General features: G+C 63.1%; 19 protein-coding genes and 2 pseudogenes. 14 read left to right on the plus strand and 7 right to left on the minus strand.

Annotated features, from left to right (window positions below; translation table 11 throughout):
- Nucleotides 1-109 precede the first annotated feature (109 nt).
- The 13 genes and pseudogenes from ubiE to NP534_RS26760 all read left to right on the plus strand — a co-directional run bounded on the left by ubiE (nucleotide 110) and on the right by NP534_RS26760 (nucleotide 10,348).
- The gene (ubiE, locus tag NP534_RS00575; RefSeq protein WP_033701931.1) at nucleotides 110-880 is read left to right on the plus strand and encodes a bifunctional demethylmenaquinone methyltransferase/2-methoxy-6-polyprenyl-1,4-benzoquinol methylase UbiE; all 771 of its coding nucleotides are present in this window, start codon (nucleotides 110-112) and stop codon (nucleotides 878-880) included.
- Nucleotides 880-1,503, plus strand: a complete 624-nt coding sequence (locus NP534_RS00580; protein ID WP_033701932.1) for a ubiquinone biosynthesis accessory factor UbiJ — start codon at nucleotides 880-882, stop codon at nucleotides 1,501-1,503. The genes ubiE and NP534_RS00580 overlap by 1 nt, the downstream gene beginning before the upstream one ends.
- Nucleotides 1,500-3,119 carry a ubiquinone biosynthesis regulatory protein kinase UbiB gene (ubiB, locus tag NP534_RS00585; protein WP_033701933.1) on the plus strand — a complete coding sequence of 540 codons (1,620 nt, stop codon included), beginning with the start codon at nucleotides 1,500-1,502 and terminating at the stop codon, nucleotides 3,117-3,119. Before NP534_RS00580 ends, ubiB begins: the two co-directional genes overlap by 4 nt.
- Nucleotides 3,120-3,191: 72 nt before the next feature.
- Entirely contained in the window at nucleotides 3,192-3,584 is a 393-nt protein-coding gene (gene hisI, locus NP534_RS00590) for a phosphoribosyl-AMP cyclohydrolase (protein WP_274097407.1), read from the plus strand.
- A 1-nt stretch (nucleotide 3,585) separates the two neighbouring features.
- A complete protein-coding gene (locus NP534_RS00595; protein ID WP_274097408.1) occupies nucleotides 3,586-3,921 on the plus strand; it encodes a phosphoribosyl-ATP diphosphatase in 336 nt (111 codons plus the stop codon).
- A 25-nt stretch (nucleotides 3,922-3,946) separates the two neighbouring features.
- Nucleotides 3,947-4,219, plus strand: coding sequence for a twin-arginine translocase TatA/TatE family subunit (locus NP534_RS00600; RefSeq protein WP_033701936.1), 273 nt, complete (start codon nucleotides 3,947-3,949; stop codon nucleotides 4,217-4,219).
- A gap of 3 nt (nucleotides 4,220-4,222) precedes the next feature.
- Nucleotides 4,223-4,600 carry a Sec-independent protein translocase protein TatB gene (gene tatB, locus NP534_RS00605; protein WP_274097409.1) on the plus strand — a complete coding sequence of 126 codons (378 nt, stop codon included), beginning with the start codon at nucleotides 4,223-4,225 and terminating at the stop codon, nucleotides 4,598-4,600.
- The gene (gene tatC / locus NP534_RS00610; RefSeq protein ID WP_033701938.1) at nucleotides 4,597-5,385 is read left to right on the plus strand and encodes a twin-arginine translocase subunit TatC; all 789 of its coding nucleotides are present in this window, start codon (nucleotides 4,597-4,599) and stop codon (nucleotides 5,383-5,385) included. The genes tatB and tatC overlap by 4 nt, the downstream gene beginning before the upstream one ends.
- Nucleotides 5,382-6,089 (plus strand): 16S rRNA (uracil(1498)-N(3))-methyltransferase, encoded by a 708-nt coding sequence (locus NP534_RS00615; protein WP_033701939.1) that lies wholly within the window; start codon nucleotides 5,382-5,384, stop codon nucleotides 6,087-6,089. Before tatC ends, NP534_RS00615 begins: the two co-directional genes overlap by 4 nt.
- A gap of 101 nt (nucleotides 6,090-6,190) precedes the next feature.
- Nucleotides 6,191-7,252, plus strand: a pseudogene (locus tag NP534_RS26745) (methyl-accepting chemotaxis protein); the annotation flags it as partial.
- 141 nt (nucleotides 7,253-7,393) lie between these two features.
- The gene (locus tag NP534_RS26750; protein ID WP_371856395.1) at nucleotides 7,394-8,107 is read left to right on the plus strand and encodes a methyl-accepting chemotaxis protein; all 714 of its coding nucleotides are present in this window, start codon (nucleotides 7,394-7,396) and stop codon (nucleotides 8,105-8,107) included.
- 297 nt (nucleotides 8,108-8,404) lie between these two features.
- Nucleotides 8,405-9,493, plus strand: a pseudogene (locus NP534_RS26755) (methyl-accepting chemotaxis protein); the annotation flags it as partial.
- A gap of 141 nt (nucleotides 9,494-9,634) precedes the next feature.
- The gene (locus NP534_RS26760; RefSeq protein ID WP_443201064.1) at nucleotides 9,635-10,348 is read left to right on the plus strand and encodes a methyl-accepting chemotaxis protein; all 714 of its coding nucleotides are present in this window, start codon (nucleotides 9,635-9,637) and stop codon (nucleotides 10,346-10,348) included.
- Between the two features lie 32 nt (nucleotides 10,349-10,380).
- On the opposite strand, the gene NP534_RS00630 is transcribed toward NP534_RS26760, so the two are convergent.
- The 7 genes from NP534_RS00630 to pip form a co-directional block, all read right to left on the minus strand.
- Complete coding sequence (locus NP534_RS00630; RefSeq protein WP_033702582.1) at nucleotides 10,381-11,115, minus strand: amino acid ABC transporter ATP-binding protein; 735 nt, start codon at nucleotides 11,113-11,115, stop codon at nucleotides 10,381-10,383.
- Nucleotides 11,108-12,070: an amino acid ABC transporter permease gene (locus tag NP534_RS00635; protein ID WP_274097412.1), complete on the minus strand. Its 963-nt coding sequence runs from the start codon at nucleotides 12,068-12,070 to the stop codon at nucleotides 11,108-11,110. Before NP534_RS00635 ends, NP534_RS00630 begins: the two co-directional genes overlap by 8 nt.
- Before the next feature lie 111 nt (nucleotides 12,071-12,181).
- A complete protein-coding gene (locus NP534_RS00640; protein ID WP_033702583.1) occupies nucleotides 12,182-12,979 on the minus strand; it encodes a transporter substrate-binding domain-containing protein in 798 nt (265 codons plus the stop codon).
- 256 nt (nucleotides 12,980-13,235) lie between these two features.
- Nucleotides 13,236-15,809 carry a glucans biosynthesis glucosyltransferase MdoH gene (gene mdoH, locus NP534_RS00645; protein ID WP_274097413.1) on the minus strand — a complete coding sequence of 858 codons (2,574 nt, stop codon included), beginning with the start codon at nucleotides 15,807-15,809 and terminating at the stop codon, nucleotides 13,236-13,238.
- Nucleotides 15,802-17,526: a glucan biosynthesis protein G gene (locus tag NP534_RS00650; RefSeq protein WP_274097414.1), complete on the minus strand. Its 1,725-nt coding sequence runs from the start codon at nucleotides 17,524-17,526 to the stop codon at nucleotides 15,802-15,804. Before NP534_RS00650 ends, mdoH begins: the two co-directional genes overlap by 8 nt.
- A 263-nt stretch (nucleotides 17,527-17,789) precedes the next feature.
- A complete protein-coding gene (gene dtd, locus NP534_RS00655; protein ID WP_274097415.1) occupies nucleotides 17,790-18,227 on the minus strand; it encodes a D-aminoacyl-tRNA deacylase in 438 nt (145 codons plus the stop codon).
- Nucleotides 18,224-19,195, minus strand: a complete 972-nt coding sequence (gene pip / locus NP534_RS00660) for a prolyl aminopeptidase (protein WP_033701946.1) — start codon at nucleotides 19,193-19,195, stop codon at nucleotides 18,224-18,226. The genes dtd and pip overlap by 4 nt, the downstream gene beginning before the upstream one ends.
- Nucleotides 19,196-19,366: 171 nt before the next feature.
- Between pip and NP534_RS00665 the strand changes: the two genes are divergently transcribed.
- Nucleotides 19,367-24,874 carry a dermonecrotic toxin domain-containing protein gene (locus NP534_RS00665; RefSeq protein ID WP_274097416.1) on the plus strand — a complete coding sequence of 1,836 codons (5,508 nt, stop codon included), beginning with the start codon at nucleotides 19,367-19,369 and terminating at the stop codon, nucleotides 24,872-24,874.
- Nucleotides 24,875-24,890: the final 16 nt, after the last annotated feature.

Here is a 24,890-nt window from a genome sequence, read left to right on the forward strand (position 1 = left end):
TATGAAGACATAATCGGCATTATGCCCGCCCCTGCCCCCCGGCACACCCCGCCAAGACAAATCCGCCCGTTCGCCCTAGAATGGCGGTAATTTTTTCCGGTGAAGCGATATGAACGACCAGCGCAAAGGCGAACACGCCGAACCCACCACCCATTTTGGCTACCAGGACGTCCCCGAGAGCCAGAAAGCCAAGAAAGTCGCCGAGGTGTTCCACTCGGTGGCGGCCAAGTACGACCTGATGAACGACGTGCTTTCCGGCGGCATGCACCGCCTGTGGAAGCGCTTCACCATCGAGCTGTCGGGCGTGCGCAGCGGCAACCGCGTGCTGGACATTGCCGGCGGTACCGGTGACCTGGCCGCCAAGTTCTCGCGGCTGGTCGGCCCGACCGGGCAGGTGGTGCTGGCCGACATCAACGAGTCGATGCTCAAGGTTGGCCGTGACCGCCTGCTCGACCGTGGCGTGGCGGGCAACATCGAGTTCGTCCAGGCCGACGCCGAGAAGCTGCCGTTCCCGGACAACCACTTCGACTGCGTGACCATCGCCTTCGGCCTGCGCAACGTCACCCACAAGGACGAAGCCATCCGCTCGATGCTGCGCGTGCTCAAGCCGGGCGGGCGCCTGTTGATCCTCGAATTCTCCAAGCCGACCAGCAAGCTGATGTCCAAGGCCTACGACGCGTACTCGTTCGCCTTCATGCCACTGGCCGGCAAGCTGATCACCAACGACTCGGAAAGCTACCGCTACCTGGCCGAATCGATCCGCATGCACCCCGACCAGGAAACCCTCAAGGCCATGATGGTCGACGCCGGCTTCGACCGCGTCACCTACCACAACATGACCAGCGGCATCGTCGCCGTGCACCGGGGAATCAAGCCCTGATGCTGCTGGCCGGGCTGCTCGCCAGCGTCGAACATGGCCTGAACCGCGTCCTGCGCATGGACAGCACGGCATTGCCGCGGCTGGCTGCGCTCGAAGGCAAGGTCATCGAGATCGATTGCCGTCAGCCGGCCCTGCAGGTATTCATCTTGCCCGATGAAGACGGCCTGATGCTGGCCGCGCACTGGGAAGGCGAGGTCGACTGCAGCCTGCGCGCCCCCGCTGGCAGCCTGGCGCAACTGGCCTTGGCCAGGGACAAGACCGCCGTGCTGCACAGCCCGCAGGTCGAACTGCATGGCGACAGCGCCGTACTGCTCGACCTGTTCGGCGTGTTGCAGGACCTGGAGCTGGACTGGGAGCACGAGCTGCAGCGTTGGCTCGGCCCGGTCGCCACCGCGCTGCTGGCAGGCCACATCCGCCTGCGCGCGCGCTGGACCCGCCAGGGCCTGACGCGCTTCAGCCAGAACCTCTCCGAGTACCTGGCCGAAGAGTCCCGCACCCTGGTCGGCAAACGCGAAGCCGAAGCCGCCTTCAGCGAGCTCGATGCCTTGAAGGTCGATACAGAACGCTTGGAGGCGCGCCTGCTGCGCCTCTCCCGATCCCTTGATACCAGCGATAACGCATGAAGCTGCTCGCCGTCCGCCGTCTCTTTCGCATCCAGCGCGTGGTGATCCGCTACCGCCTCGATGACCTGCTGTTCGACCTGCCCCTGCCCTGGTGGCTGATGAGCCTGCGCCTGCTGATGCCCTGGCGCTGGCTGCCGCGCACGCCCTCCGCGCTCAGCCGTGGCGCGCGCCTGCGCCTGGCGCTGCAGGACCTGGGGCCGATCTTCATCAAGTTCGGCCAGCTGCTGTCCACCCGCCGCGACCTGCTGCCCACCGACATCGCCGACGAACTGATGCTGCTGCAGGACCGCGTGCCGCCGTTCGACCCGAAAAAGGCCGTGGCATTGATCGAGGAGCAGCTCGGCGCCAAGGTCGGCGAGGTGTTCAGCCGTTTCGACGTCGAGCCGCTGGCCTCGGCCTCGGTGGCCCAGGTACACGCCGCGCGCCTGAAGAGCGGCGAAGAAGTCGTGGTCAAGGTGGTACGCCCGGGCCTCAAACCGATCATTGCCCAGGACCTGGCCTGGCTGTTCCTGATCGCCAAGGGCGCCGAGCGGGTGTCTGCCGACGCTCGCCGCCTGCACCCGGTCGAAGTGGTCAACGATTACGAAAAGACCATCTACGACGAACTCGACCTGCTCCGCGAGGCGGCCAACGCCAGCCAGTTGCGGCGCAACTTCGAAGGCTCCGAGCTGATGTACGTGCCTCAGGTCTACTGGGACCTGTGCCGGCCCAAGGTGCTGGTGATGGAGCGCATCTACGGCGTGCCGGTCACCGACATGGCAACCCTGGCCGACCAGCGTACCGACATGAAACTGCTGGCCGAGCGCGGTGTGGAGGTGTTCTTCACCCAGGTGTTCCGTGACAGCTTCTTCCATGCCGACATGCACCCCGGCAACATTTTCGTCAGCACGGTAAAGCCCTGGAGCCCGCAGTACATCGCCATCGACTGCGGCATCGTCGGCAGTCTCACCGCAGAGGACCAGGACTACCTGGCGCGCAACCTGATCGCCTTCTTCAAGCGTGATTACCGCCGCGTCGCGCAACTGCACATCGATTCGGGCTGGGTGCCGGCGCACACCAAGGTCAATGAGTTCGAAGCAGCGATCCGTACCGTGTGCGAGCCGATCTTCGAAAAACCGTTGAAAGACATTTCCTTCGGCCAGGTGCTGATGCGCCTGTTCCAGACCGCCCGGCGCTTCAACATGGAGGTCCAGCCGCAACTGGTGTTGCTGCAAAAGACCCTGCTCAACATCGAGGGCCTGGGCCGCCAGCTGTACCCCGACCTGGACCTGTGGAGCACCGCCAAGCCGTTTCTGGAACGCTGGATGCGCGAGCGCTACAGCCCCAAGGCCATGGTCGGCAACCTGTACAGCCAGGCCGAGCAACTGCCGCACCTGGCCGGCATGACCCGCGACCTGCTCGAACGCCTGTCGCAACCGCACCTGCACGACCCCCAACTGCCCCAGCGGCGCCGCCAGGGCGACCGCTGGGCACTGCGCCTGCTCGGCGCCGGCCTGCTTGGCGGTGGCGCGGTACTGGCCGCAGGTGCCGCCGAGGCCGCCAGCCTGGCCGCCCCGGCCGCCTGGCCGGCATGGCTGATGCTGGCCGCTGGCCTTTACCTGATCGTGCGCCAATAGCCAGCCGCGCCTCTGGCTGGCAAACTAGCGCAAAGGGCCCGGCACAGGAGCGGGCCCGTTTTGGAGTCGACGATGAAAGACTGGCTGGACGAGATCAAGTGGAACAGCGATGGCCTGGTACCGGCCATTGCTCAGGACCACAAGACCGGACGCGTGCTGATGATGGCCTGGATGAACCGCGAATCCCTGGCCCTGACTGCCGCCGAGCAACGCGCCATCTACTGGTCGCGCTCGCGTGGCAAACTGTGGCGCAAGGGCGAGGAGTCCGGCCATGTACAGAAATTGCACGAAATGCGCCTGGACTGTGATGCCGACGTGATCATCCTGTTGGTCGAGCAACTGGGCCATATCGCCTGCCATACGGGCCGCGAAAGCTGCTTCTACCGCGTCTACGAAGACGGCCAATGGCAAACCGTCGACCCGGTCCTGAAGGACCCGGACGCCATCTATAGCGCAGGACACTGACATGAGCGACACCCTCAACCGCCTGGCCGAAGTGCTTGAACAACGCAAGCACGCGGCGCCCGACAGCTCCTACGTGGCAAGCCTGCATCACAAGGGCCTGAACAAGATCCTCGAGAAGCTCGGCGAAGAGTCCGTCGAGACGATCATTGCCGCCAAGGATGCTGCGATCAGCAAGGATTACAGCGATGTCATCTATGAAACCGCCGACCTGTGGTTTCATAGCATGGTGATGCTCAGCGCGTTGGGGCAGCATCCACAGGCCGTGCTTGATGAACTGGAGCGCCGTTTCGGGCTCTCCGGGCATGACGAGAAGGCTGCGCGTCAACCTTCCGCCTGACTGAATAGAATTCTAGGAGAGCAACATGGGTATCTTTGACTGGAAACACTGGATTGTACTGCTGGTGGTGGTGGTGCTGGTGTTCGGCACCAAGAAGCTGAAAAACTTCGGCAGCGACCTCGGCGAGTCGATCAAGGGCTTTCGCAAGGCCATGAGCGACGAAGAGAACAAGCCGGCCGAGCAGACGCCGCCGCCTGCACAGCCCGTTCCGCCGGTGCAGAACACTGCCCAGCAGGCCCAGGGCCACACCATCGAGGGCCAGGCCCAGCCGGTCCAAGAGCCACAGCGGAAAGACTGACCCATGTTCGGCATCAGTTTCAGTGAGCTGCTGCTCGTAGGCCTCGTCGCCCTGCTGGTGCTCGGCCCCGAGCGCCTGCCCGGCGCCGCGCGTACGGCCGGGCTGTGGATCGGGCGTCTCAAGCGCAGCTTCAACAGCATCAAGATGGAAGTCGAGCGCGAGATCGGCGCCGACGATATCCGTCGGCAACTGCACAACGAGCACATCCTGCACATGGAAGAGGAAGCCCGGCGCATCCTCAACCCGCAGACGCCAACGGTGCAGCCACCGGTCACCACGGCCACAGTGCAGCCTCCCGCAGGGCTCGAAGCTACGCCAGACGCCACGCCTGCCGCCCCGGCCGCACCCTCTGAACCGCCACAACCGCCGCGAGCCCCATGAGCGAAAATCCGGAACACGACCAGCCCATGCCGCTGGTCTCGCACCTGACCGAACTGCGCACCCGCCTGCTGCGTTGTGTCGCCGTCATCTTCCTGATCTTTGCCGGGTTGTTCTCCTTCGCCCAGCAGATCTACACCCTGGTCTCGGCGCCGCTGCGCGACCACCTGCCGGCCAATGCGACGATGATCGCCACCGACGTGGCCTCGCCGTTCCTCACGCCGTTCAAGTTGACCATGATCGTGTCGTTGTTCCTGGCGATTCCGTTCATTCTTCAACAGATCTGGGGCTTCATCGCACCCGGGCTGTATCGCCATGAAAAACGCATTGCCATTCCGCTGCTGGTGTCGAGCATCTTCCTGTTCTACGCCGGCATGGCCTTCGCCTATTTCCTGGTGTTCCCACTGATTTTCGGCTTCTTCGCCAGCGCCACACCAGAAGGCGTGTCGATGATGACCGACATCGCCAGCTACCTCGACTTCGTCATGACCCTGTTCTTCGCCTTTGGCGTTGCCTTCGAGATCCCGGTGGCCGTGGTGTTGCTGGTGTGGATCGGCGTGGTCGACGTGAAGTACCTGAAGAAGGTTCGCCCTTACGTGATCATCGGCTGCTTCGTGGTCGGCATGGTCCTGACCCCACCGGATATCTTCTCCCAGACCTTGCTGGCAGTGCCCATGTGGCTGTTGTTCGAGGTCGGTGTGCTGTGTGGCAGCCTGATCCGCAAGCGCAGCGAGCACGATGAAGCCGCGAACGATCACAACGACCAACCCCCTGCGACTCAACCGTGAACCTGCTGTTACTCGAACAAGCCGATTTCATCGCGGCCGACCGCGTGGTCCTGGCCGACCGGCGTTTCACCCACATGCAGGAGATTCACCGGGTGGCGGTGGGCGATAGCTTGCGCGTCGGGCAGGTCAACGGGTTGATGGGGCGCGCCACGGTGGTGCGCCTGGAAGGCCACGAAGCGGAACTGCAAGTGGGCTTCGACCAGCCGCCACCGGCCAAGCTGCCGCTGACCCTGGTGCTGGCGGTGCCGCGGCCGAAAATGCTACGCCGGCTGTTCCAGACCGTCGCCACCCTGGGTGTCGAGCGCCTGATCCTGGTGAACAGCTACAAGGTCGAAAAGAGTTTCTGGCAAACGCCTTTCCTTAACCCCGAAAGCATTCGCGAAAACCTCATCCTGGGCCTGGAGCAGGCCCGCGACACAGTGTTGCCCGAGGTGATCATCGAGAAGCGCTTCAAGCCGTTCGTCGAAGACCGCCTGCCGGCCATCGCCGAAGGCACCCTGGGCCTGGTGGGCCACCCCGGCCCCTACCCTGCCTGCCCGCGGGCCGTCGAGCAAGCGGTGACCCTGGCCATCGGCCCGGAGGGTGGCTGGATCCCCTATGAAGTCGAGCTGCTGGGCAAGGCTGGCCTTGCGCCCGTGCAGCTGGGTGAGCGAATCCTGCGCGTGGAAACTGCCGTAATCGCGCTGTTATCGCGTATTTTCTGACGTAATCGTCAGGCTTTTCACCCATCAAGTTTCTCTCTCCCAGGCCGATGCCTTGGCAACACAATAATTAACCGTGCTGCCAAGTTACCGGGGAGTCGAACATGTACCGATGGTTAGCCCACGTGCTGGGAAATGTAAGCGTCAATCGCAAGCTGGGGCTGGGCTTCGGCCTGGTACTGCTACTGACCCTGGCCATTACCCTGACCGGCTGGCACGGCCTGGACAGCGTCATCGACCGCGGCGACAAGCTGGGTAATATTTCGGTGATCCAGCAATACACCCAGGAACTGCGCATCGCCCGCCAGCATTACCAGCGCGACCGCAATGACGCCGCTGTGGCCGAGCTGGAAAAGGCCCTGGCCAATCTTGATCGCCAGGTGCAACTGATGCTGGGCCAGATCGAACTCCCCGCCGACCGCCAGCGCCTCGAACAGCAGCGCGAGGCCGTGCGCATCTATCAACAAGCGTTCAACGACCTGAAACAGGCTGGCCAACGCCGCGAAGCCAGCCGTGCCGTGCTTGGCGACAGCGCCGACAAGGCCGTCGAGCTGGTCGGCCGGGTCCAGCGGGGCCTGCTGCAGGGCGGTGATATCAGCCAATACCAGTATGCGGTGGACGTCAGCGCACTGCTGCAACAAGCGCGCTTCCAGGTCCGTGGCTATACCTACAGCGGCGACGCGCAGTATCAGCAGACCGCACTGAAGGCCATCGACCAGGCCCTGGCCGAACTCAAGGCGCTGCCGGCCAAGGTGCCCGCCGAACATGCCGCCAGCCTCGACGATGCCGCCACCGCCCTGGCCGGCTACCGTGACGCGGTCAACCAGTTCGGCAGTGCGCAGGCTGCCAGCGAGCAGGCACTGCAACACATGGCCGACCAAGGCTCGGTGCTGCTGCAGACCAGCCAGACGATGACCACCTCACAGACGGCAGTGCGCAACGCCGGTGCCAGCCAGGCCAAGACCCTGCTCGCCGCCGCCACCGCCCTGGCGCTGGCGCTGGGCCTGCTGGCGGCCTGGGCCATCACCCGGCAGATCATCATCCCGCTGCGCCAGACCCTGAGCGCTGCCGAGCGCGTGGCCAGCGGCGACCTGAGCCAGGACTTGCCGGTACAACGCCGCGACGAACTGGGCCAGTTGCAGGCCAGCATGCAGCGCATGACCCAAGGCCTGCGTGAGTTGATCGGCGGCATCGGCGACGGTGTCACGCAGATTGCCAGCGCCGCCGAGGAACTGTCGGCGGTGACCGAGCAGACCAGCGCCGGGGTCAACAACCAGAAGGTCGAGACCGACCAGGTGGCGACGGCCATGAACCAGATGACTGCCACCGTGCACGAGGTGGCACGCAACGCCGAACAGGCCTCGGAAGCCGCGTTGATGGCCGACCAACAAGCCCGCGAGGGTGATCGGGTGGTGGGTGAGGCGGTGGCCCAGATTGAGCGCCTGGCCTCTGAGGTGGCCAACTCCAGCGAAGCGATGAACCAGCTCAAGGCCGAGAGCGACAAGATCGGCAGCGTGCTCGATGTGATCAAGTCGGTGGCCCAGCAGACCAACCTGCTGGCCCTCAACGCGGCGATCGAGGCAGCACGGGCCGGCGAGGCCGGGCGTGGCTTTGCCGTAGTCGCCGACGAAGTGCGCAGCCTGGCCCAGCGTACGCAGCAGTCGACCGAAGAAATCGAAGAACTGATTGCCGGCCTGCAAAGCGGCACGCAACGCGTGGCCAGCGTGATGGACAACAGCCGCCAGCTGACCGACAGCAGTGTCGAACTGACCCGCCGCGCCGGGGGCTCTCTGGAGACCATCACCCGTACCGTGTCGTCGATCCAGGCGATGAACCAGCAGATTGCCACGGCGGCGGAAGAACAGAGCGCGGTGGCCGAGGAGATCAACCGCAGCGTGATGAATGTGCGGGATATCTCCGATCAGACCTCGGCGGCCAGTGAAGAAACGGCCAGCTCCAGTGTGGAACTGGCGCGGTTGGGCACGCACCTGCAAGGGCTGGTAGGGCGTTTCAGGCTCTGATCATGCACGGCCTGCGGGCTTTGTGTAGGAGCGGCCTTGCGTCGCGAACGGGGCGCGTAGCGCCCCCAGCACTCTCTGCGGCGAAGCTGAAAAACCAGGGCCGCTACGCAGCCCGTTCGCGACGCAAGGCCGCTCCTACACAAGCGTCGCGGCGGGCCCCGCAGAAATTCATACAGTCTTTGCTGAATTTTCCTACGGGATTATCAGGTCAAGTCCTACGCCTCCGCTGCCGATGGGCAGGGGTGTCATGCCGGCATTGCGTCGGCATGCCCTCTCTCAAACGGACGGAGAATCATCATGCTCGGTTACCTCAACCGCAGGCTCGGCAACGTCAGTGTCGGTGCCAAGCTTGCCCTCGGCTTCGCCGTGGTCTTGCTGCTTACCCTGGCCACCACCCTCAGCGGCTGGCGCGCGCTGGATGGCGCCATCATCCGCTCGGAACAACTCAGTGAAATCGGCCTGATCAACGACCTGGTCAAGGACCTGCGCGCAGAGCGCATCACCTATCGCGTACTAAGCGACGATGCCAGCAAGTCGCGCATCGTGCGCATCCTCGATCAACTCGAAGGCATGCTGACCACCCTGCAGCAACGCAGCAACGTCGATGAATCACGCCAGATGCTCACCCACAAGCTGCAACTATTGCAGCGCCTGCGCGACGACTTCGCCGAACTGCAGCGCACGGTCACCCAGCGGCACGCGCTGCGCGAGGCCATGCAGGCGCAGGAGCAGAAACTCAACGACGTCATCGACGAACTACAGACCCAGGCCTTGCTGAAGATGCCTGCCGACAGCCAGCAAAGCGGCGTGCTGGGCCTGATGGATACCCTCAGCCGTCACGTCGACGGTGCCAACCAGCAGAGCCTGGTACCCGCTTATACCTTCTCGCCCGTCGAGGGTTTCGCCAAGGTCGGCGATGGCGCACTGAACGCCGCTGACAACAGCCTTGGCCAGTTGCTCAAGGGCCTTGCGCCCCTGGGCCTGCCACGCACGCTGACGGAACTGCCCGGCGTCGAGTTGGCCAAGTACCGCACCAGCCTGGATCAGTACCGCCGCGCCGCCGTACGGGTCGAGCAGTTGCAAGGCAACATGGAAAAGATGGGCGATGAGTTGAGCGCCGTCAGCGTGGAACTGGGCGAGCGCAAGGTCGAGCAACGCGACAGCGAGGCCCTGGCAGCCCGCTCGTTGCTGACCAGCGTGGCCATGCTGGCGCTGGTGGTGGGGGTGATCGCCGGCTGGCTGATCACCCTGCAGATTACCCAGCCGCTGCGCCAGACACTGGCCGTGGCCGCGCGTATCAGCAAGGGCGACCTGAGCCAGGTCGAGCCGGTGCTGCGCCGTGACGAGATGGGCCAATTGCAGTCCAGCATGCGCGACATGACCTTGAGCCTGCGCGAGCTGATTGGCGGCATCGACCAAGGTGTCGGCCACCTGTCACAGGCGGCCTCGCAACTGGCCGCCAGCAGTGAGGACACCAAGCTGCGTATCAGCCAGCAACGCGAGGAAACCGATCAGGTGGCCACCGCCATGAACCAGATGAGCGCGACCGTGCAAGAGGTGGCGCAGAACGCCGAACAGGCATCGCTGGCCGCAACCAATGCCGACCAGCAGGCACAGGTGGGCGATCAGGTGGTGGCCGAAGCCATCAGCCGCATCGAGCAACTGGCCGGGCAGATGGACGATTGCCTGGCAGCCATGCAGCATCTGGCGGGCGAAAGCCAGCGCATCGGCAGCATCCTCGATGTGATCAAGTCGGTGTCCGAACAAACCAACCTGCTAGCCTTGAACGCGGCGATCGAGGCCGCCCGGGCCGGTGAAGCCGGGCGTGGTTTTGCGGTGGTCGCCGATGAGGTACGCGGGCTGGCGCAACGGACCCAGCAGTCGACCGAGGAGATCGAACAACTGATCGACAGCCTGCACAGCGGCACAGACGAGGTCACGCACCTGCTCGACAACAGCAAGCGCCTGACCGAGCAGAGTGTCGAGCTGAGCCGCAAGGCAGGGCATGCGCTGGGGCAGATTACCGATACGGTGTCGAGCATCCAGGGCATGAACCAGCAGATCGCCACGGCCAGCGAAGAGCAGAGCGTGGTGGCCGAGCAGATCAACCGCAGTGTGCTGAATGTGCGCGATGTGTCGGACCAGACCAGTGCGGCCAGTGAACAGACGGCGGCTTCGAGTGGCGAGCTGGAGCAACTGGGGCGGCAGTTGCGGGGGATGGTCGGGCGGTTCAGCCTGTGAGATTGCCGGGGGCGCAATGCGCCCCCAAGCGGTTACAGCACCTGGCGCAAGAACGCCTGCGCCCGGGGGTCCTTCGGCGTATCAAAGAACTGCGCCGGCGAGGCATCTTCCAGCAACTTGCCATGGTCGAAGAACAGCACCCGGTCAGCCACTTCCCGGGCAAAGCCCATCTCGTGGGTAACGCAGACCATGGTCATGCCTTCCTGGGCCAGGGTCTTCATCACATCCAGCACTTCGCCGACCATTTCCGGGTCGAGCGCCGAGGTCGGCTCGTCGAACAGCATCACCTTCGGCTCCATGGCCAAGGCACGGGCAATCGCCACGCGCTGCTGCTGGCCGCCGGACAACCGCGACGGGTACTCGTTGGCCTTCTGCGCGATACCGACCTTCTCCAGCAGCGCCCGGGCCTTGGCCTCACGCTCGGCCTTGCCGCGCTTGCGCACCACCTTCTGCGCCAGGCACAGGTTCTCCAGCACGGTCATGTGCGGGAACAGGTTGAAATGCTGGAACACCATGCCGACTTCGCGGCGGTAGGCGTTGATGTCGGTCTTCGGGTCGGCCAGTTGCAGGCCGTCGATGGCCACATGGCCTTCGTCGAAATGCTCCAGGCCGTTGAGGCAGCGCAGGAAGGTCGACTTGCCCGAACCCGACGGGCCAAGCACCACCACCACTTCGGCCTTGGCCACACGCGTGGTGACATTGTCTACCGCGCGAACCACTTGGCCGCGGGTGTCGAAGACTTTTACCAGATCACGGACTTCAATCACTTTGCGCAAGCCTCCGCTCAAGCCGGCTGGCCAGGTGCGACAGCGGCAGGTTGATCAGCAGGTACAGGCCTGCCACGCAGAACCAGATCTCGAAGGTCGAGAACGAGGTGGTGATGGCCTCGCGGCCGCTCTTGGTCAGTTCGGTGATGGCGATCACCGAGACCAGCGAGGTGTCCTTGACCAGGCTGATGAACTGGCCGGCCAACGGCGGCAGCACGCGTTTGAAGGCCTGGGGCAGGATCACATGGCGCATCGACTGGCTGGCATTCAAGCCCAGCGAGCGGGCCGCCTCGTTCTGGCCTCGGGCGATCGACTGCACACCGGCGCGGACGATCTCGGCCACATAGGCCCCGGTGAACAGCGCCAGCGCCGCAACCCCGGCGAACTCGCGGGACAGGTTGAGCACGGTGCCGATGAAGAAATAGAAGATGAAGATCTGTACCAGCAGCGGTGTGCCCCGCACCAGTTCGACGTAAACCGTCGACAAGTCGCGCAGGGTCGGGTTGTTCGACAACCGGCACAGGCCCGCAAACAAGCCGATTACCAGGCCCAGGGCGCCAGACACCACCGACAACCATAGCGTGGTCCACAGGCCCCACGCCAACGGGCCAGCCGCCCAGTGGCGGGTCACACCGACCTGGTCGCCTTCGGCGACGTCATCGCCACGGCTCAGCAGCAGGCTGTTGCTGTCCACATCGAGCACCTGCTCGGCGCCGTCTTCGCCCTTGAGCGAGACGCGGGCGGTGTCACCGGTTATGACGATGTCCTGCACGGTGCCATTGCTGGCGGCACGCTGGGCGTCTTCGGCCTGGTAGGCAAAATACTGAGGGACGCGGTTCCAGCGCCATTCATAGGACATCAATGAGGTGGCCAGATACAGACTGACCGCCAGGCCAACCAGCACCAGCGCAGTCAGCGCGTGCCAGGGCCACTGGGCTTTCTTGTGTTTGATCACGGGGTTACTCCAGAAAGCGGCAAGCCGCAAGCTACAAGCTGCAAGGAAAACCAGACCGCGTATTGGCCCACCTCCTCTTGCAGCTTGCAGCTTGCGGCTTGAAGCTACTTCTTATTCCATTTCCTTCAGCCAGTCCTTGTTCTTGAACCACTTGTCGTGGATACGATCGTAGGTCCCGTCATGCTTGATCTGGTGCAGGAAGTTGTTGATGAAGTTGATGCTGTCGTAGTCGCCTTTCTTCAGGCCGAATGCCAGCGGCTCGTAGGTGAAGGGTTCTTCGAGGAACAGCAGCTTGCCAGCGCCGGCCTTCTCCACCGCCACCACGTTGTAGGGGGCATCGTAGACGAAGGCGTCGGCCTTGCCGTTGACCACGTCCATCACCGCTTCCTGCTCGTTGTCATAGCCGTGGTACTTGGCTTTGGCGATCAGCTTCTTGGAAACCATCTCGCCGGTGGTGCCGAGCTTGGAGGTGATGCGGTACTTCTCGTTGTTCAGGTCTTTGTAGGTCTTGATCTCGCCCGCCAGGTCCTTGCGGATCAGCAGGGTCTGGCCGACCACAATGAAGGGTTCGCTGAAGTTCAGGCGCAGGTTACGTTCCTGGGTCAGGGTCATGCCGCTGCCGATCATGTCGAACTTGTTGGTCAGCAGGGCCGGGATGATGCCGTCATAGGCGGTGGAGACGGTCTCCAGCTTGACGCCCATGGACTTGGCCATGGCTTTGAGGATATCGACCTCGAAGCCGATGATCTCGCCACGCTTGTTGGTCATCTGGAACGGCATGTAGGTTGGGTCCATGCCCACTTTCAGGGTGCCGCGCTTGACCGCGTCTTCGATGGCGCCAGCCTGGGCTGCCGAGACGGCGACCAGGGCGGTAACACCGACCAGCAGTCGCGAAAGGTATTTCTTGATCATCACCAAGTCCCCTAGCAAGAAAAGAAGCAAATCTTATTGTTGGCACGGCCGTACTGGCCGAAGCGTCTATCGGAGAGGGATGCTAACGCATGGCGGCTCAGGGACCTAGCGCCGGGGGGGACTTTGTTGGCCAAAATCAATTGCATGGCCGGTCTGAAGCTTCGCGGGGCAAGCCCGCTCCTACAGGGACAGCACAGCATTGAAGAACTGTGAAGTCGCAGTGGGAGCGGGCTTGCCCCGCGAATGCTATGGATCAGGCGCCGACGAGTGCCGGCTGGCCTTCATTCTCCGGGTGCAACGGCAACAACGGCGAATGCGGGTCGTTGTTGATCGAAGCACGCCATACATCGATCCAGGCAGCCTTGTGCTCGGCCCAGACCCGATCATGCAGGCGGGCCAAGGCAACCGGGTCGCTCAGCAAGGCCAGGCGGGTATTCAGGTCCAGTCCCTGCGGCCCCACCTCCAGCGCCTTGGCCACACGCTCGGCACGCAGCGTTTCGATGGGTGCAGCCTGCCCGTGGCGAGCCGTCGCCATGGCGCAGGCCAGGGCATTCTGCCGCGGGTCGACCACTGCCCGCACAAAACCGTCGTGCAGGGCATGCCAGCGGTTCTCGTGGGTGTACTGGTCAGTCGCCAGCAGCTCCTGCGGCGTTGCGTATTCCTCAGGAATCAGGAACAGCTTCTCGTCCTTGGCCGCCAGGCCCAGGCGGGTGCGGCTGGAGATCACCGACACCGGGATCGACAGCACCAGCGAACCCACGATCGGTGCCAACCACCACAGGAAGCTCGGGTTCAGCCAGGCCACCAGCGCTGCCCAGGCAAAGCCCAGCAGGGTCTGCGGGCCATGGCGGCGCACGGCCTCGCTCCACGGCGTGGAGTCGTCGTCACGCTGCGGCGAATTCCAGGTCGCGGCCCAGCCAAGGAACGCGGCCAGCACGAAGCGGGTGTGGAAGATCATCCGTACCGGCGCGAGCAGCATGGAGAACAGCATCTCCATCAGCATCGACAGGGTGACCTTGATACGCCCGCCGAACTCGGTGGCGCCCTTGGCCCAGATCAGGATGATGCTCAGCAGCTTGGGCAGGAACAGCAACACGATGGTGGTGGAGAACAGCGCAACGGCTTTTTCCGGATGCCACTGCGGCCACAGCGGGTAAAGCTGGTACGGCTCGATGAAGTACTGCGGCTCCATCAGCGTGTTGGTCGCCAGCAGCGCGGTCGACAGCACCAGGAAGAAGAACCACAACGGTGCCGACAGATACGACATCACGCCGGTGAGGAACACCGCACGGTGCACCGGGTGCATGCCCTTGACCAGGAACAGGCGGAAGTTCATCAGGTTGCCGTGGCACCAGCGGCGGTCACGCTTGAGCTCATCGAGCAGGTTCGGCGGCAACTCTTCGTAACTGCCCGGCAGGTCGTAGGCGATCCACACGCCCCAGCCGGCGCGGCGCATCAGCGCGGCTTCGACGAAGTCGTGGGAGAGGATGGCACCGGCGAAGGCGCCCTTGCCCGGCAACGGCGCCAGGGCGCAGTGCTCGATGAACGGCTTCATGCGGATGATCGCGTTGTGGCCCCAGTAGTGCGACTCGCCCAGCTGCCAGAAGTGCAGGCCGGCGGTGAACAGCGGGCCGTACACACGGGTGGCGAACTGCTGCATGCGCGCATACAGGGTGTCCATGCCCGAGGCCTTGGGCGCGGTCTGGATGATGCCGGCGTCCGGGTTGGCCTCCATCAGGCGCACCAGGCTGCTCAGGCACTCGCCGCTCATGACGCTGTCGGCGTCGAGCACGACCATGTACTTGTACTCGCCGCCCCAGCGACGGCAGAAGTCGTCGAGGTTGCCGCTCTTGCGCTTCACCCGACGCCGACGGCGGCGGTAGAAGATGCGGCCGAAGCCCTTGGTTTCGCGGCACACGTCCAGCCAGGCCTGTTGCTCGGCGACGGCAATGTCGGTGTCGTTGGTGTCGCTGAGCACGAAGAAGTCGAAACGGTCGAGGTTGCCGCTGGCGGCTACCGATTCGAACGTTGCCCTCAGGCCTGCGAACACCCGCGGCACATCTTCGTTGCAGATGGGCATGACCAGCGCGGTACGTGCCTCGGGCGCGATCGGCTCGCTGCCGGCACTGCTGCCGGAAATACGGTACTTGTCGCGCCCGGTGAGCAGCTCAAGGAAGCCCATCAGCGCCGTCCAGAAGCCCGCCGACACCCAACAGAACAGGATGCCGAAGAGAATCAGGATGGAGGTCTGCAGGGCATACGGCCACACCTGCACGACGGTTTCCCACAGCGACTGGTTGACGATCTCGTCGAGGTCGACGAACGACCAGCCCTGATACGGCAGGATGCCCTTCATGTACCAGCCGGCGACGATGGTCTGGCCGATCATCAGGGTCAGCAGGATATAGCGGCGGATCGAACCAACCGTGCGCCAGCGGGCCTTGGGCAGCTCGCGCTGCTCTGGCTGCGGCGCGTTGGTGCGCCCTGTCATGCGCCGCCACATGCGGATCAGCACGTTGGTGCGCCATGGCTCGGGCACCACACGGGTGCGCTTGATCGGCGGTGCGATTTTCAGGCACAGCCGACCGCTGCCGTCGACGCCGAGCATTTCGGCCTCTTCAAGCTCGGCGGCGCTGCCCACGGTCAGCCGCGGGCCCACCGAAGCCTGCACGGCCTCGGCGGCGTTGGCGGCCGGGTTGGCCGCCAGGCGTTGGTGCAGCTCACCGAACGAGGTGCAGCTGGCGAGTTCCGCGCGCTGCTCATCGCTCAGTGGGAGATGGGCCAGGTATTCGCCAAGCGATTCCGGCCTTGCGCTTGAGTTACTCATCGGCAGGCAACTGATAGCTCCAGGTCTCGGTCAGCACTTGTTCGGTGGTGGCCGGGGTCCCGTTGGTGGACGCCGCGTCGGCGGCAGGTTGTTCGGCCTTGGCGTTTTTCTCGGCCTTGGCATGCTTGGCAGCGGCCTTGTCCTGCTTGGCGTCCTTGGTCGCAGGCTTGGCGGGTTCGACAGGCACGTCGCGAACCAGCGCAGCGCGCATTTCCGTCGATTTGTTGGCTTCCTTGACCTTCAGCCGCAGGGTCAGGCGCCAGCCCTTGCTCTCTGGGTTATAGCGCAGGTTGTTCTCGACCACCTCGGCATTGTCGCCGACGCTGATCTGGCTACGTACTGCGGTGTCTTCCGGCAGGGCGGCCAGGTTGGCGCCAGCGAAGTCGACGATGAACGCCACGCTGCCGTCAGGCTGACGAATCAGGTTGGACTGTTTGACGTCGCCGGTGGAGCGCAGGGTCTGGGTGACCGATGCCAGGTCCTGGGCCTGGAACTGGGCCTCGTCGATGGTCCAGTGCAGGCGGTAGTCGTACTCGAACGGCTTGCCTGGCTCTGGCAGGGCCTCGGGGCTCCAGAACGCCACGATGTTGTCGTTGGTCTCGTCGGCGGTCGGGATTTCAACCAGGTCGACGGTGCCCTTGCCCCAGTCGCCCTTGGGCTCGATCCAGGCGCTTGGACGCTTCTGGTAGTTGTCGTCGAGGTCTTCGTAGTCCTTGAAGTCGCGATGACGCTGCATCAGGCCGAAACCACGCGGGTTTTCGACGCTGAAGTTGCTGACAGCCAAGTGTTTCGGGTTGTTCAGCGGGCGCCACAGCCACTCGCCGTTGCCGGCATGGATCGACAGGCCTTCGGAGTCGTGCAGGGCGGGGCGGAAGTTCATGACCTTGGACGGCTGGTTAGGGCCGAACAGGTACATGCTGGTGAGCGGCGCGATGCCCAAGCGGCTGACGTGGTCACGCAGGTAGACCCGCGACTTGACGTCGACCACGGTGTCGCTGCCCGGACGCAGGGTCAGTTTGTAGGCACCGGTGGAGCGCGGCGAGTCCAGCAGGGCATAGATCACCAGGTGCTTGTCGGCAGGCTTTGGCTTCTCGACCCAGAACTCGGTGAACCGCGGGAACTCTTCACCCGACGGCAGCGCGGTGTCGATGGCCAGGCCACGGGCCGACAGGCCATACACATGGCCCTTGCCGACCACGCGGAAGTAGCTGGCGCCAAGCAGGGTCATGATCTCGTCCTGCTTGTCGGCCTTGTTGATCGGGTAAAGCACGCGGAACCCGGCATAGCCCAGGTTCTTGGTGGTTTCCGGGTCGTGCGGCACGTCACCGAACTCGAAACGGCTCGGGTCGTACTTGATTTCCTCGACCTTGGAGGCGGTGACTTCGTTGATTTTCACCGGGGTGTCGAAATGCATGCCCTGGTGATAGAAGGACAGCTTGAAGGGGGTCTTGTCCTTGGCCCACTCGGCCTTTTCCTGCAGGAAGTGAATCTTCTGGTAGTCGGCGAACTTCATGTCGCGGAAGACTGCCGGCAGATTGCTCTTCGGTGCTTCGTACTTCTGGCCGGCCAGATCCTTTGCCTTGGCTGCAACATCGTCAAGATTGAATGCCCACAGCTGGCCCGCGCTCATCAGGCCGACCAGTGCCACGCTGGCCATCAGGGCCTTGCGTAGCCGAATGCCGGGGATTCTTGATGCTTTATGGGGACTAACAATCACGAGCAACCCTCGCCGAAAACAGATCATGAAACCAACGGCCAGCTACAAATGCCGGGTTGGCGAGCACTGTTCGGACCCCGTAAGGGCGCAATGATTCCCCAAACGGATCCAGACAATACTCGAGTCAGAGTGAAACGAACCTGCGAACGCAGGTCCATGCAGCGCGCGATTATCCAGCAGGTCGCGTGACAACGCATCAGGCTGGACTAACTATTTATCGTACAAAACCCCTTGTTTTCCTACAAACAAGGGGTTTTTTAGCCTCACATTTGTAACATAAATGTTACGGGGCCATCATTGACCAGATGCACCTGCATGTCCGCGCCGAATCGCCCACTCGCCACATCGGCGTGCTTGCCCTTCGCCTGCTCTAAAAGATAGTCGAACATCTCGGCGCCGAGGGCCGGCGGTGCCGCCGTCGAGAAGCTCGGCCGCATGCCGTTGCGGGTATCTGCCGCCAGCGTGAACTGGGACACCAGCAACAAGCCGCCGCCGACATCCTTGAGCGACAGGTTCATTTTGCCCTGCTCATCGCTGAACACCCGATAGTTAAGCAGCTTGTGCAGCAGCTTATCGGCCGATTCGCGGGAATCTTCAGGCTCGACCGCCACCAGCACCAACAGGCCATGGTCGATGGCACCAACGACCTCCCCGGCAACCTCTACCCGTGCGCCACGCACACGCTGTAGCAGCCCCCTCACGCTTCTTCCAGGGGCAGGTCGAGCAGGCGACGGGCCATCTGCTCGGCAGCGCGCACCAGGGCATCGGTGATGCCCGGCTCGGAGGCCGCGTGGCCAGCATCGCGAATGACCTTCAGCTCGCTGTTGGGCCAGGCCTGGTGCAGTGCCCAGGCGTTGTCCAGCGGGCAGATCACATCGTAGCGGCCATGCACGATCACCGCCGGCAGGTGGGCGATCTTCGGCATGTCGCGGATCAGCTGGTCCGGCTTGAGGAAGGCATTGTTCATGAAATAGTGGCATTCGATGCGGGCAATCGACAGCGCGCGCTGCGGCTCGGAGAAGCGGTCGACCACCAGCGGGTTGGGGCGCAGCGTAGCGGTGCGGCCCTCCCAGGTGGACCAGGCCTTGGCGGCGTGCATCTGGGCGATCTGGTCGTTACCGGTCAGGCGCTTGTGGAAGGCCTTGACCAGGTCACCGCGCTCTTCTGGCGGGATCGGTGCAATGTAGTCCTGCCAGTAGTCGGGGAACAGGCGGCTGGCGCCTTCCTGGTAGAACCACTCGATCTCCTGCGGGCGGCACAGGAAGATGCCGCGCAGGATCAGGCCATGCACGCGCTCAGGGTGGGTCTGGGCGTAGGCCAGGGCCAGGGTCGACCCCCACGAACCACCAAACAGCACCCACTTGTCGATGCCCAGATGCTTGCGGATACGCTCCAGGTCCTCGACCAGGTGCCAGGTAGTGTTGTTCTCCAGGCTCGCGTGCGGCGTGGAGCGGCCACAGCCACGCTGGTCGAAGGTGATGATGCGGTACAGGTTGGGGTCGAAGTAGCAACGGCTCTGGGCATCGCAACCGGCACCCGGGCCGCCGTGGATGAACACCACCGGCAGACCTTCAGGCGAGCCGCTTTCATCGACATAAAGCACATGCGGCGCTTCCACGGCCAGATCGTGCCGGGCGTAGGGTTTGATCTGCGGGTAGAGGGTCTGCATTGCGCACTCCGTGTGAGGATTAAGTCTGCCGTTTGGCATCATAAACCTGAATTGCGCTTAGAGCACCGTCCTCGCCGATGCGGCTGCGCTTGCAGGGCACACTTATGTACCTCCCGCCGGTCATAACGGCCCGCCATAGTCCCTCGCCTCACATCAAGCAAGGCGCCCACCATGCCAACTCCAGTCGCGGCACTGCCCAGCGTTCATTACACCACCCTCGAGCGCAAGATCCCTGCGTGGCTCAAACAAACCCGCCCAGAAACCCACCGCGCACTGCGCAATTGGCATCAAGCCCCAGTGTGGCTGGCAACAGCGGTCCGCCAGCAACCAGAAATCGCCAAGGCTTGGCAGCAAGAACATGCCCGCCACCGCGAACACCAGGCACACGTACAGAAGCTGTTCGAACAGCTACCCGACCTGCAAACCTACGCCATCAACGCACTGACCGAAGCCATCGAGCAGCGCTTCGGGCTCGCCCTGGATGTTCTCGAAACCCACCTGGTCGATGCCCGCCTGATCGACACGGCCAATGCCAGTGACGCCCGCAAGACCATCAACCAGGCTACGCGCTCGCTGCTGAACAGCGCCCTGCACAATTTCGACCAGGCCGCCGCTGCCGAGCACGGCATGGACGCACCGGAGGCACTGCTGAAGAAGTCCGTCATCCTTGATCACCGACGCTTCATGGGCAGCGTCCCGCTCACTAATACAGTGGCTATCACCGCCGAAGACTTTGCCGAGTTGTGCCGTACCCTGGACATCGGCGGCAAGTACCATGCTCTGCTGCATGCTATCTATTACCCGCCGGCCACCTCGCAGCTCAGCGCCGATGAAGCTGCGCTGGCCGTTTATGAGACCCTGGGGCGCGCTGAGGTCTCGGCATTCAGGCAATCCCTGCATTTCGCCCGCCTCAAGGGCGATATCAGTGAGGCGCTGTATACCGCCGCCCTCGCCGCCCCACTTGACCAGGCGCCTTCGAATGCCTCGCCCGTGGCGTTCAGTTTGCTCGACTTGTGGGAGGCCGAACTGACCGGCGTTGTGCTCATTACCCTGCAAGCTGAAGGGCATCAGGCCGTGGCGCTGTATATCCCTGAGGACGACGCGGTACCGCTGAAGGAGTTTGCCACTCAGGAAGCCTTGCAGGCCGAATTGCGCGACAGGCTCCAGGCCAACATCCGCTACCTGGACAAACACATCGCCGACCGCGACAAAGCGTCGATACTCGCCCGCCTCGAGGATCGGCTCACCCCACTCGACTGGAGCATCCGCGGCGTGCGTGAACGTACCCCGGACCCACACGCTACCTTGCACCCGGTCGCACATCCATTCAGCCACGCATTCCAGGGCATGATGGCCTTCCAGAAAGCCCAACGCCACGAAACGGATGTGCTGTTCCACGCCATCCCGACCGAAATCGTCGACCGACGTAGCGCTCAGGCCCATAGGGCATTGATTGCGGGTCGTGTACTGACGGCCCTGAACATCGCCGGTTTCTTCGTGCCTGGGCTGGGTGAAGTGATGCTTGCCGTGTGTGTGACCCAACTGGCCCATGAGGTTTATGAGGGCATCGAAGCCTGGCAAAACGACGAACGCGATACAGCCTATGGGTACCTGGTCGATGTGATCGAAAACGTCGCGATCATGGCAGCCCTCAGCGCGGCGGCCAAAGCGCTGGGAGGGGCAAAAGGCGAAGCAGGCGGTGGCGTGGAAGAGCCGGAAACAAAAGAACCGGAGATCGAACGTATTCCTGTAGAAACCCCCTCCTTTATCGAGGAACTGGAAGACGTCGAAACGCCCGATGGCCAGGTCCGCCTGTGGAAACGCGACCTCACGCCCTACCAGAGCACCGAGTTGCTGCCCACCGACCTTGTACCGGACGCGCTCGGCCTGCGGCACCATGAAGGCAGGCGCTGGTTGGTCCTTGAGGGCAATCAGTACATCGTCGCGCAGGCCCCCACGTCGACAGAGTACCGCCTGCAGCACCCGGACAACCCACACCGCTACCAGCCGCCACTTCGCCACAATGGCGCCGGTGCCTGGTTGCAGGTAACGGACGCGCCGCTGAGTTGGTCGGGCAGCACCCTGTTGCGCCGGATCGGTCACTTGAGCACTCACTTCGACGAGTCGACACTGCAACGCATTCTTGCTGTCAGTGACACTCACGAAGACGTGCTGCGCCGTGCCCTGGCCGAAAACCAGCGGCTGCCAGCCTTGCTTGAAGACACGATGCAACGCTTCAAGCTGGACGAGACGGTCCGCCAACTGCCGGATGCCAGCACTCAGCCAGCCGAGTTTTCCAGAGCCTACGCGCGCCTTCCAAGCAGCCAGGTGCCGGGTGCCGAAGCCCTCTCGCGGGTGTACCCGAACCTGCCGGCTGCGGTCACCGATGAGCTGGCGCGCAGCGCCAGCGGTAGCGAACTGCATGTGCTGGAAACCGGTAAGGTGCCACTACGCCTTGGCGAAGAAGTCCGCATCTATCAGCAACACATCCGCCTTGCCCGCGCTTACGAGGGCCTGTACCTGTCCAGCGTACGAAGCTGGGATAGCGACCGGCTGATCGTGCACACGCTTGAAGGCCTGCCCGGCTGGCCTGCCGAGACAAAACTGCAGCTATGCCAGCGCCTGTCCTGGCCAGCCCGGGAGCATGCCATAGGCCCGCAGGACACTCGTCCATACAAGACCATCACCCATGCCAGCTCTGGCTACATCGTCCACAATGAAGGCCAGCCGAGTACTGAAGTCACGGCCCATCAAAACCTTTATTCTGCATTGTACGAGGCCCTGCCAGAGGCGATGGCACAACTGGATGTCGCCGATCAGCAAGCATTGCAGCATCGTGTACAGCAAAGCCCCGTTCTGCCCCGCTCGACCGTGAGGACGCTATTGGGCATGCAACCGGTACGCCCCGGCTACCGTTCGCCCATGCGCCTTGCCGATGGCCGCCTGGGCTATCCGCTCAGTGGTAGCGGCCCGACCACACAAGGCGTCACCCGCCAGCGCCTGATCGCAGCCGTCGAGGCCACGGGGCTCGCCGCCCGTGCTGGCCGGTCGGTAGACCAGGTTCTGCTGTCGCTGGGCAGTCGCGGCCGTACACCCTTGCAGATCCTCGAACACCTGCAGACACTGCTGGAGCAGCGCAACGAGCTGCAAAGCAGGCTGACCGACTGGAGCGAAGCGATTTCGCCCGCGACAGACCAGCAAGCACGTGCGTACGACAGCCTGCGCGACTCGATCATGCAGCATTGGTACGACACCGCGCTGGACGAAGATGCCCGGCACACGGCCGAACTGCGTATCGAACGTGTGCCACTGGCTGACGTTCCGCAGACCTTGCCTGATTTTTTCAACTCACGCGTACGTAGCTTGAGTCTGTTCGACTTGCCCTCGGAAACCCTTGCGGGCTGGGCCCAAAACGAGCGTCTGCTGCAACGCCTGCTCAGGCAGATGCCGCACATAGAGTCACTGCAGATCAGCCGGCCTTACGACCCCAGGGCAACACCCTCTTCCTTCCTGTTCAGCATCCCTTCCATCACCGAGCATTTGCCCGCCCTGCAAAGATTGGTGCTGACCAACCAGAACATGGCACTTTCCGAAAGCGACCTGAACCTGTTGGCAGGGCTTCGCCAGTTACGGCACCTGGATCTGAGCGGCAACCGCCTGGCACCCAACAACAGCCCAAGCTTCCATGAACTGTCCTTGGACTTCCTGGGGCTGGACGCCATGCAGATGGCCCAATGGCCCATCGGGATTGGCAGCGATGCCCTCGGGCGTATCACCCACCTGTCCATGAGAAACAACAACCTCAGGTCATTGCCCTCATTCTTGCTCAATGAAACAGACACCCTGCTAAACCCGCCGGCGATCTCACTCGAGGGCAACAGCATCAACGAAACCCATTTACAGCGGTTGCTGTTGAGCGAGCGGCCCGAGACGGCCAACATTACGGTGGATGAACCGCCAGAACTCACCGGCAGGCTTGCACGCCTTCGCAGTGAACGCCAGCAAATGCGCGACGCGATCGATGGCTGGGCACTGTCATCCAGTTCGAGCAACCCCCTGACACAGGAAGCGCTGGCGGACAGGCACAGCATCGAAACAGCGATCCGTCAGTTCTGGGAGCATCAGGAGCAGCGCCACCTATACCTGCGATTGCAGCTCGAAGACGTGGCCATCGCGCAGTTTCCCAGCAGGCTCCCCCCCTTTTTCGCCGAGCGTGTGCAAGCAATGACCCTGACACGTTTGCGCGGTAGCGCCTCGCAGCTCGATGATCTGCTCAGGCGCTTTCCCAATATCACCCGGTTGACCATCGATGCACACCAGGCAGCCACTGCCTCGCTGGCCTCTTCACTGGCGCGCCTCCCGCAGCTCGCTTACCTGGAGTTTCGCAACATGGGCCTGGAAGTCGACCAGGCCATGCTGAACATCTTCGCAGGGCTGGAACACCTGAACTCGCTGGACCTGTCAGGAAACCGCATGGGTAACATCGCCCAGGTACCCGCACGGCTCTCTGCCAACCTGCAGTCAATCGCGCTGACCAACATGAACCTGCAAGCCTGGCCAAGCTGGTGCGACGCCTTGCTGCCGCTCGATCTGCTGGACTTGAGCTCCAACAACATTACGGAAGTGCCGGAGCACATCCTCTCGAACCTGCATAATCCCATGCCGATCTCGTCAATTGCCTTGTTCGACAACCCTTTACCACTTGAAACCATTCTTCGCGTACGCAGCTTCTCGGAGAGCCAGCACAGTTATTCCTTCGCCCTGGACATTCCAAGCAACCTGATGCTGGTCAATTCTTCGAGCGAAGGTTCACTCGACCACCCTCACTTCCCACTGTTGGGCGACGACAACCCCAGGCTCGAAGACTGGATGCTTGGCAACCAGGCACAGAACGAAGCATTGCAGGAATGCTGGGAAACGCTGGAGGGCAGCGACCTGCTTCGCCTGGCGGGCCGTTTGCACAACGCCGCGCCGTACGTCGACCCGAACACCCGAGCCAGCTTCTGCGAACGCGTACGCATGATGCTGGTCGTGGCTGCAAACAACGAAGCCGAACGAGCGCTCATGGAGAGCATTGCCGCTGCCGCATTGCCAGACCCGGAAACCGGCTCGCAGACCTGCCATGACGGTGCGTTGCAGGAGTTCAACAACATCGAGTTGTACCTGATGGGGCAGCGCCTGCTGATCGACGCTGGCGATACGCTTCAGACCCTGCGCATGCGCCTGTTACAGCTGTTCCGTATCGAACAGCTTGAGATGCTAGCCAACCAACGCTCTGGCTCGGGTGACCTGGTTTCGGTGCGCCTGGCCTACCGTCGCGAACTGGCCAGAGAGCTTGACCTGCCCATCGCCGACAGCATGCGTTTTCGAAGCGCCGCGAACCTGGCACCTGATGAGCTGTCCGGCGTGCTGGAAAAAGTGCGCAAAAGTGAGCACAGCGATTCACTCGTCGATTACATGCTGTCGAACGCGGACTGGACCACGCGCATGCGAGCCGAATATGCCGGCCGCTTCGACGAAATAGAAGCCCGCTTCCGCTTGCGCGTACTCGAACTGGCCAATACGGACTACTCACTTGCGCAGGAGCTGAACTTGCAGCAGGCCTTGCAGAGCGACAAGGAACAGGAAGAAAAGGAGCTTTTGCGTGAACTGACCATTGCCCAGCTACACAGCAACTGATCACTGGCGATAAGTG

This window comes from Pseudomonas sp. 39004, assembly GCF_028682155.1.
In the GTDB taxonomy this organism is placed as follows: domain Bacteria; phylum Pseudomonadota; class Gammaproteobacteria; order Pseudomonadales; family Pseudomonadaceae; genus Aquipseudomonas; species Aquipseudomonas capeferrum.

Coding starts and splice junctions, on each gene's coding strand:
- ubiE (WP_033701931.1), top strand. CDS start 110: ATGAACGACCAGCGCAAAGGCGAACACGCCGAACCCACCACCCATTTT.
- NP534_RS00580 (WP_033701932.1), top strand. CDS start 880: ATGCTGCTGGCCGGGCTGCTCGCCAGCGTCGAACATGGCCTGAACCGC.
- ubiB (WP_033701933.1), top strand. CDS start 1,500: ATGAAGCTGCTCGCCGTCCGCCGTCTCTTTCGCATCCAGCGCGTGGTG.
- hisI (WP_274097407.1), top strand. CDS start 3,192: ATGAAAGACTGGCTGGACGAGATCAAGTGGAACAGCGATGGCCTGGTA.
- NP534_RS00595 (WP_274097408.1), top strand. CDS start 3,586: ATGAGCGACACCCTCAACCGCCTGGCCGAAGTGCTTGAACAACGCAAG.
- NP534_RS00600 (WP_033701936.1), top strand. CDS start 3,947: ATGGGTATCTTTGACTGGAAACACTGGATTGTACTGCTGGTGGTGGTG.
- tatB (WP_274097409.1), top strand. CDS start 4,223: ATGTTCGGCATCAGTTTCAGTGAGCTGCTGCTCGTAGGCCTCGTCGCC.
- tatC (WP_033701938.1), top strand. CDS start 4,597: ATGAGCGAAAATCCGGAACACGACCAGCCCATGCCGCTGGTCTCGCAC.
- NP534_RS26750 (WP_371856395.1), top strand. CDS start 7,394: ATGAACCAGATGACTGCCACCGTGCACGAGGTGGCACGCAACGCCGAA.
- NP534_RS26760 (WP_443201064.1), top strand. CDS start 9,635: ATGAACCAGATGAGCGCGACCGTGCAAGAGGTGGCGCAGAACGCCGAA.
- mdoH (WP_274097413.1), bottom strand. CDS start 15,809: ATGAGTAACTCAAGCGCAAGGCCGGAATCGCTTGGCGAATACCTGGCC.
- pip (WP_033701946.1), bottom strand. CDS start 19,195: ATGCAGACCCTCTACCCGCAGATCAAACCCTACGCCCGGCACGATCTG.
- NP534_RS00665 (WP_274097416.1), top strand. CDS start 19,367: ATGCCAACTCCAGTCGCGGCACTGCCCAGCGTTCATTACACCACCCTC.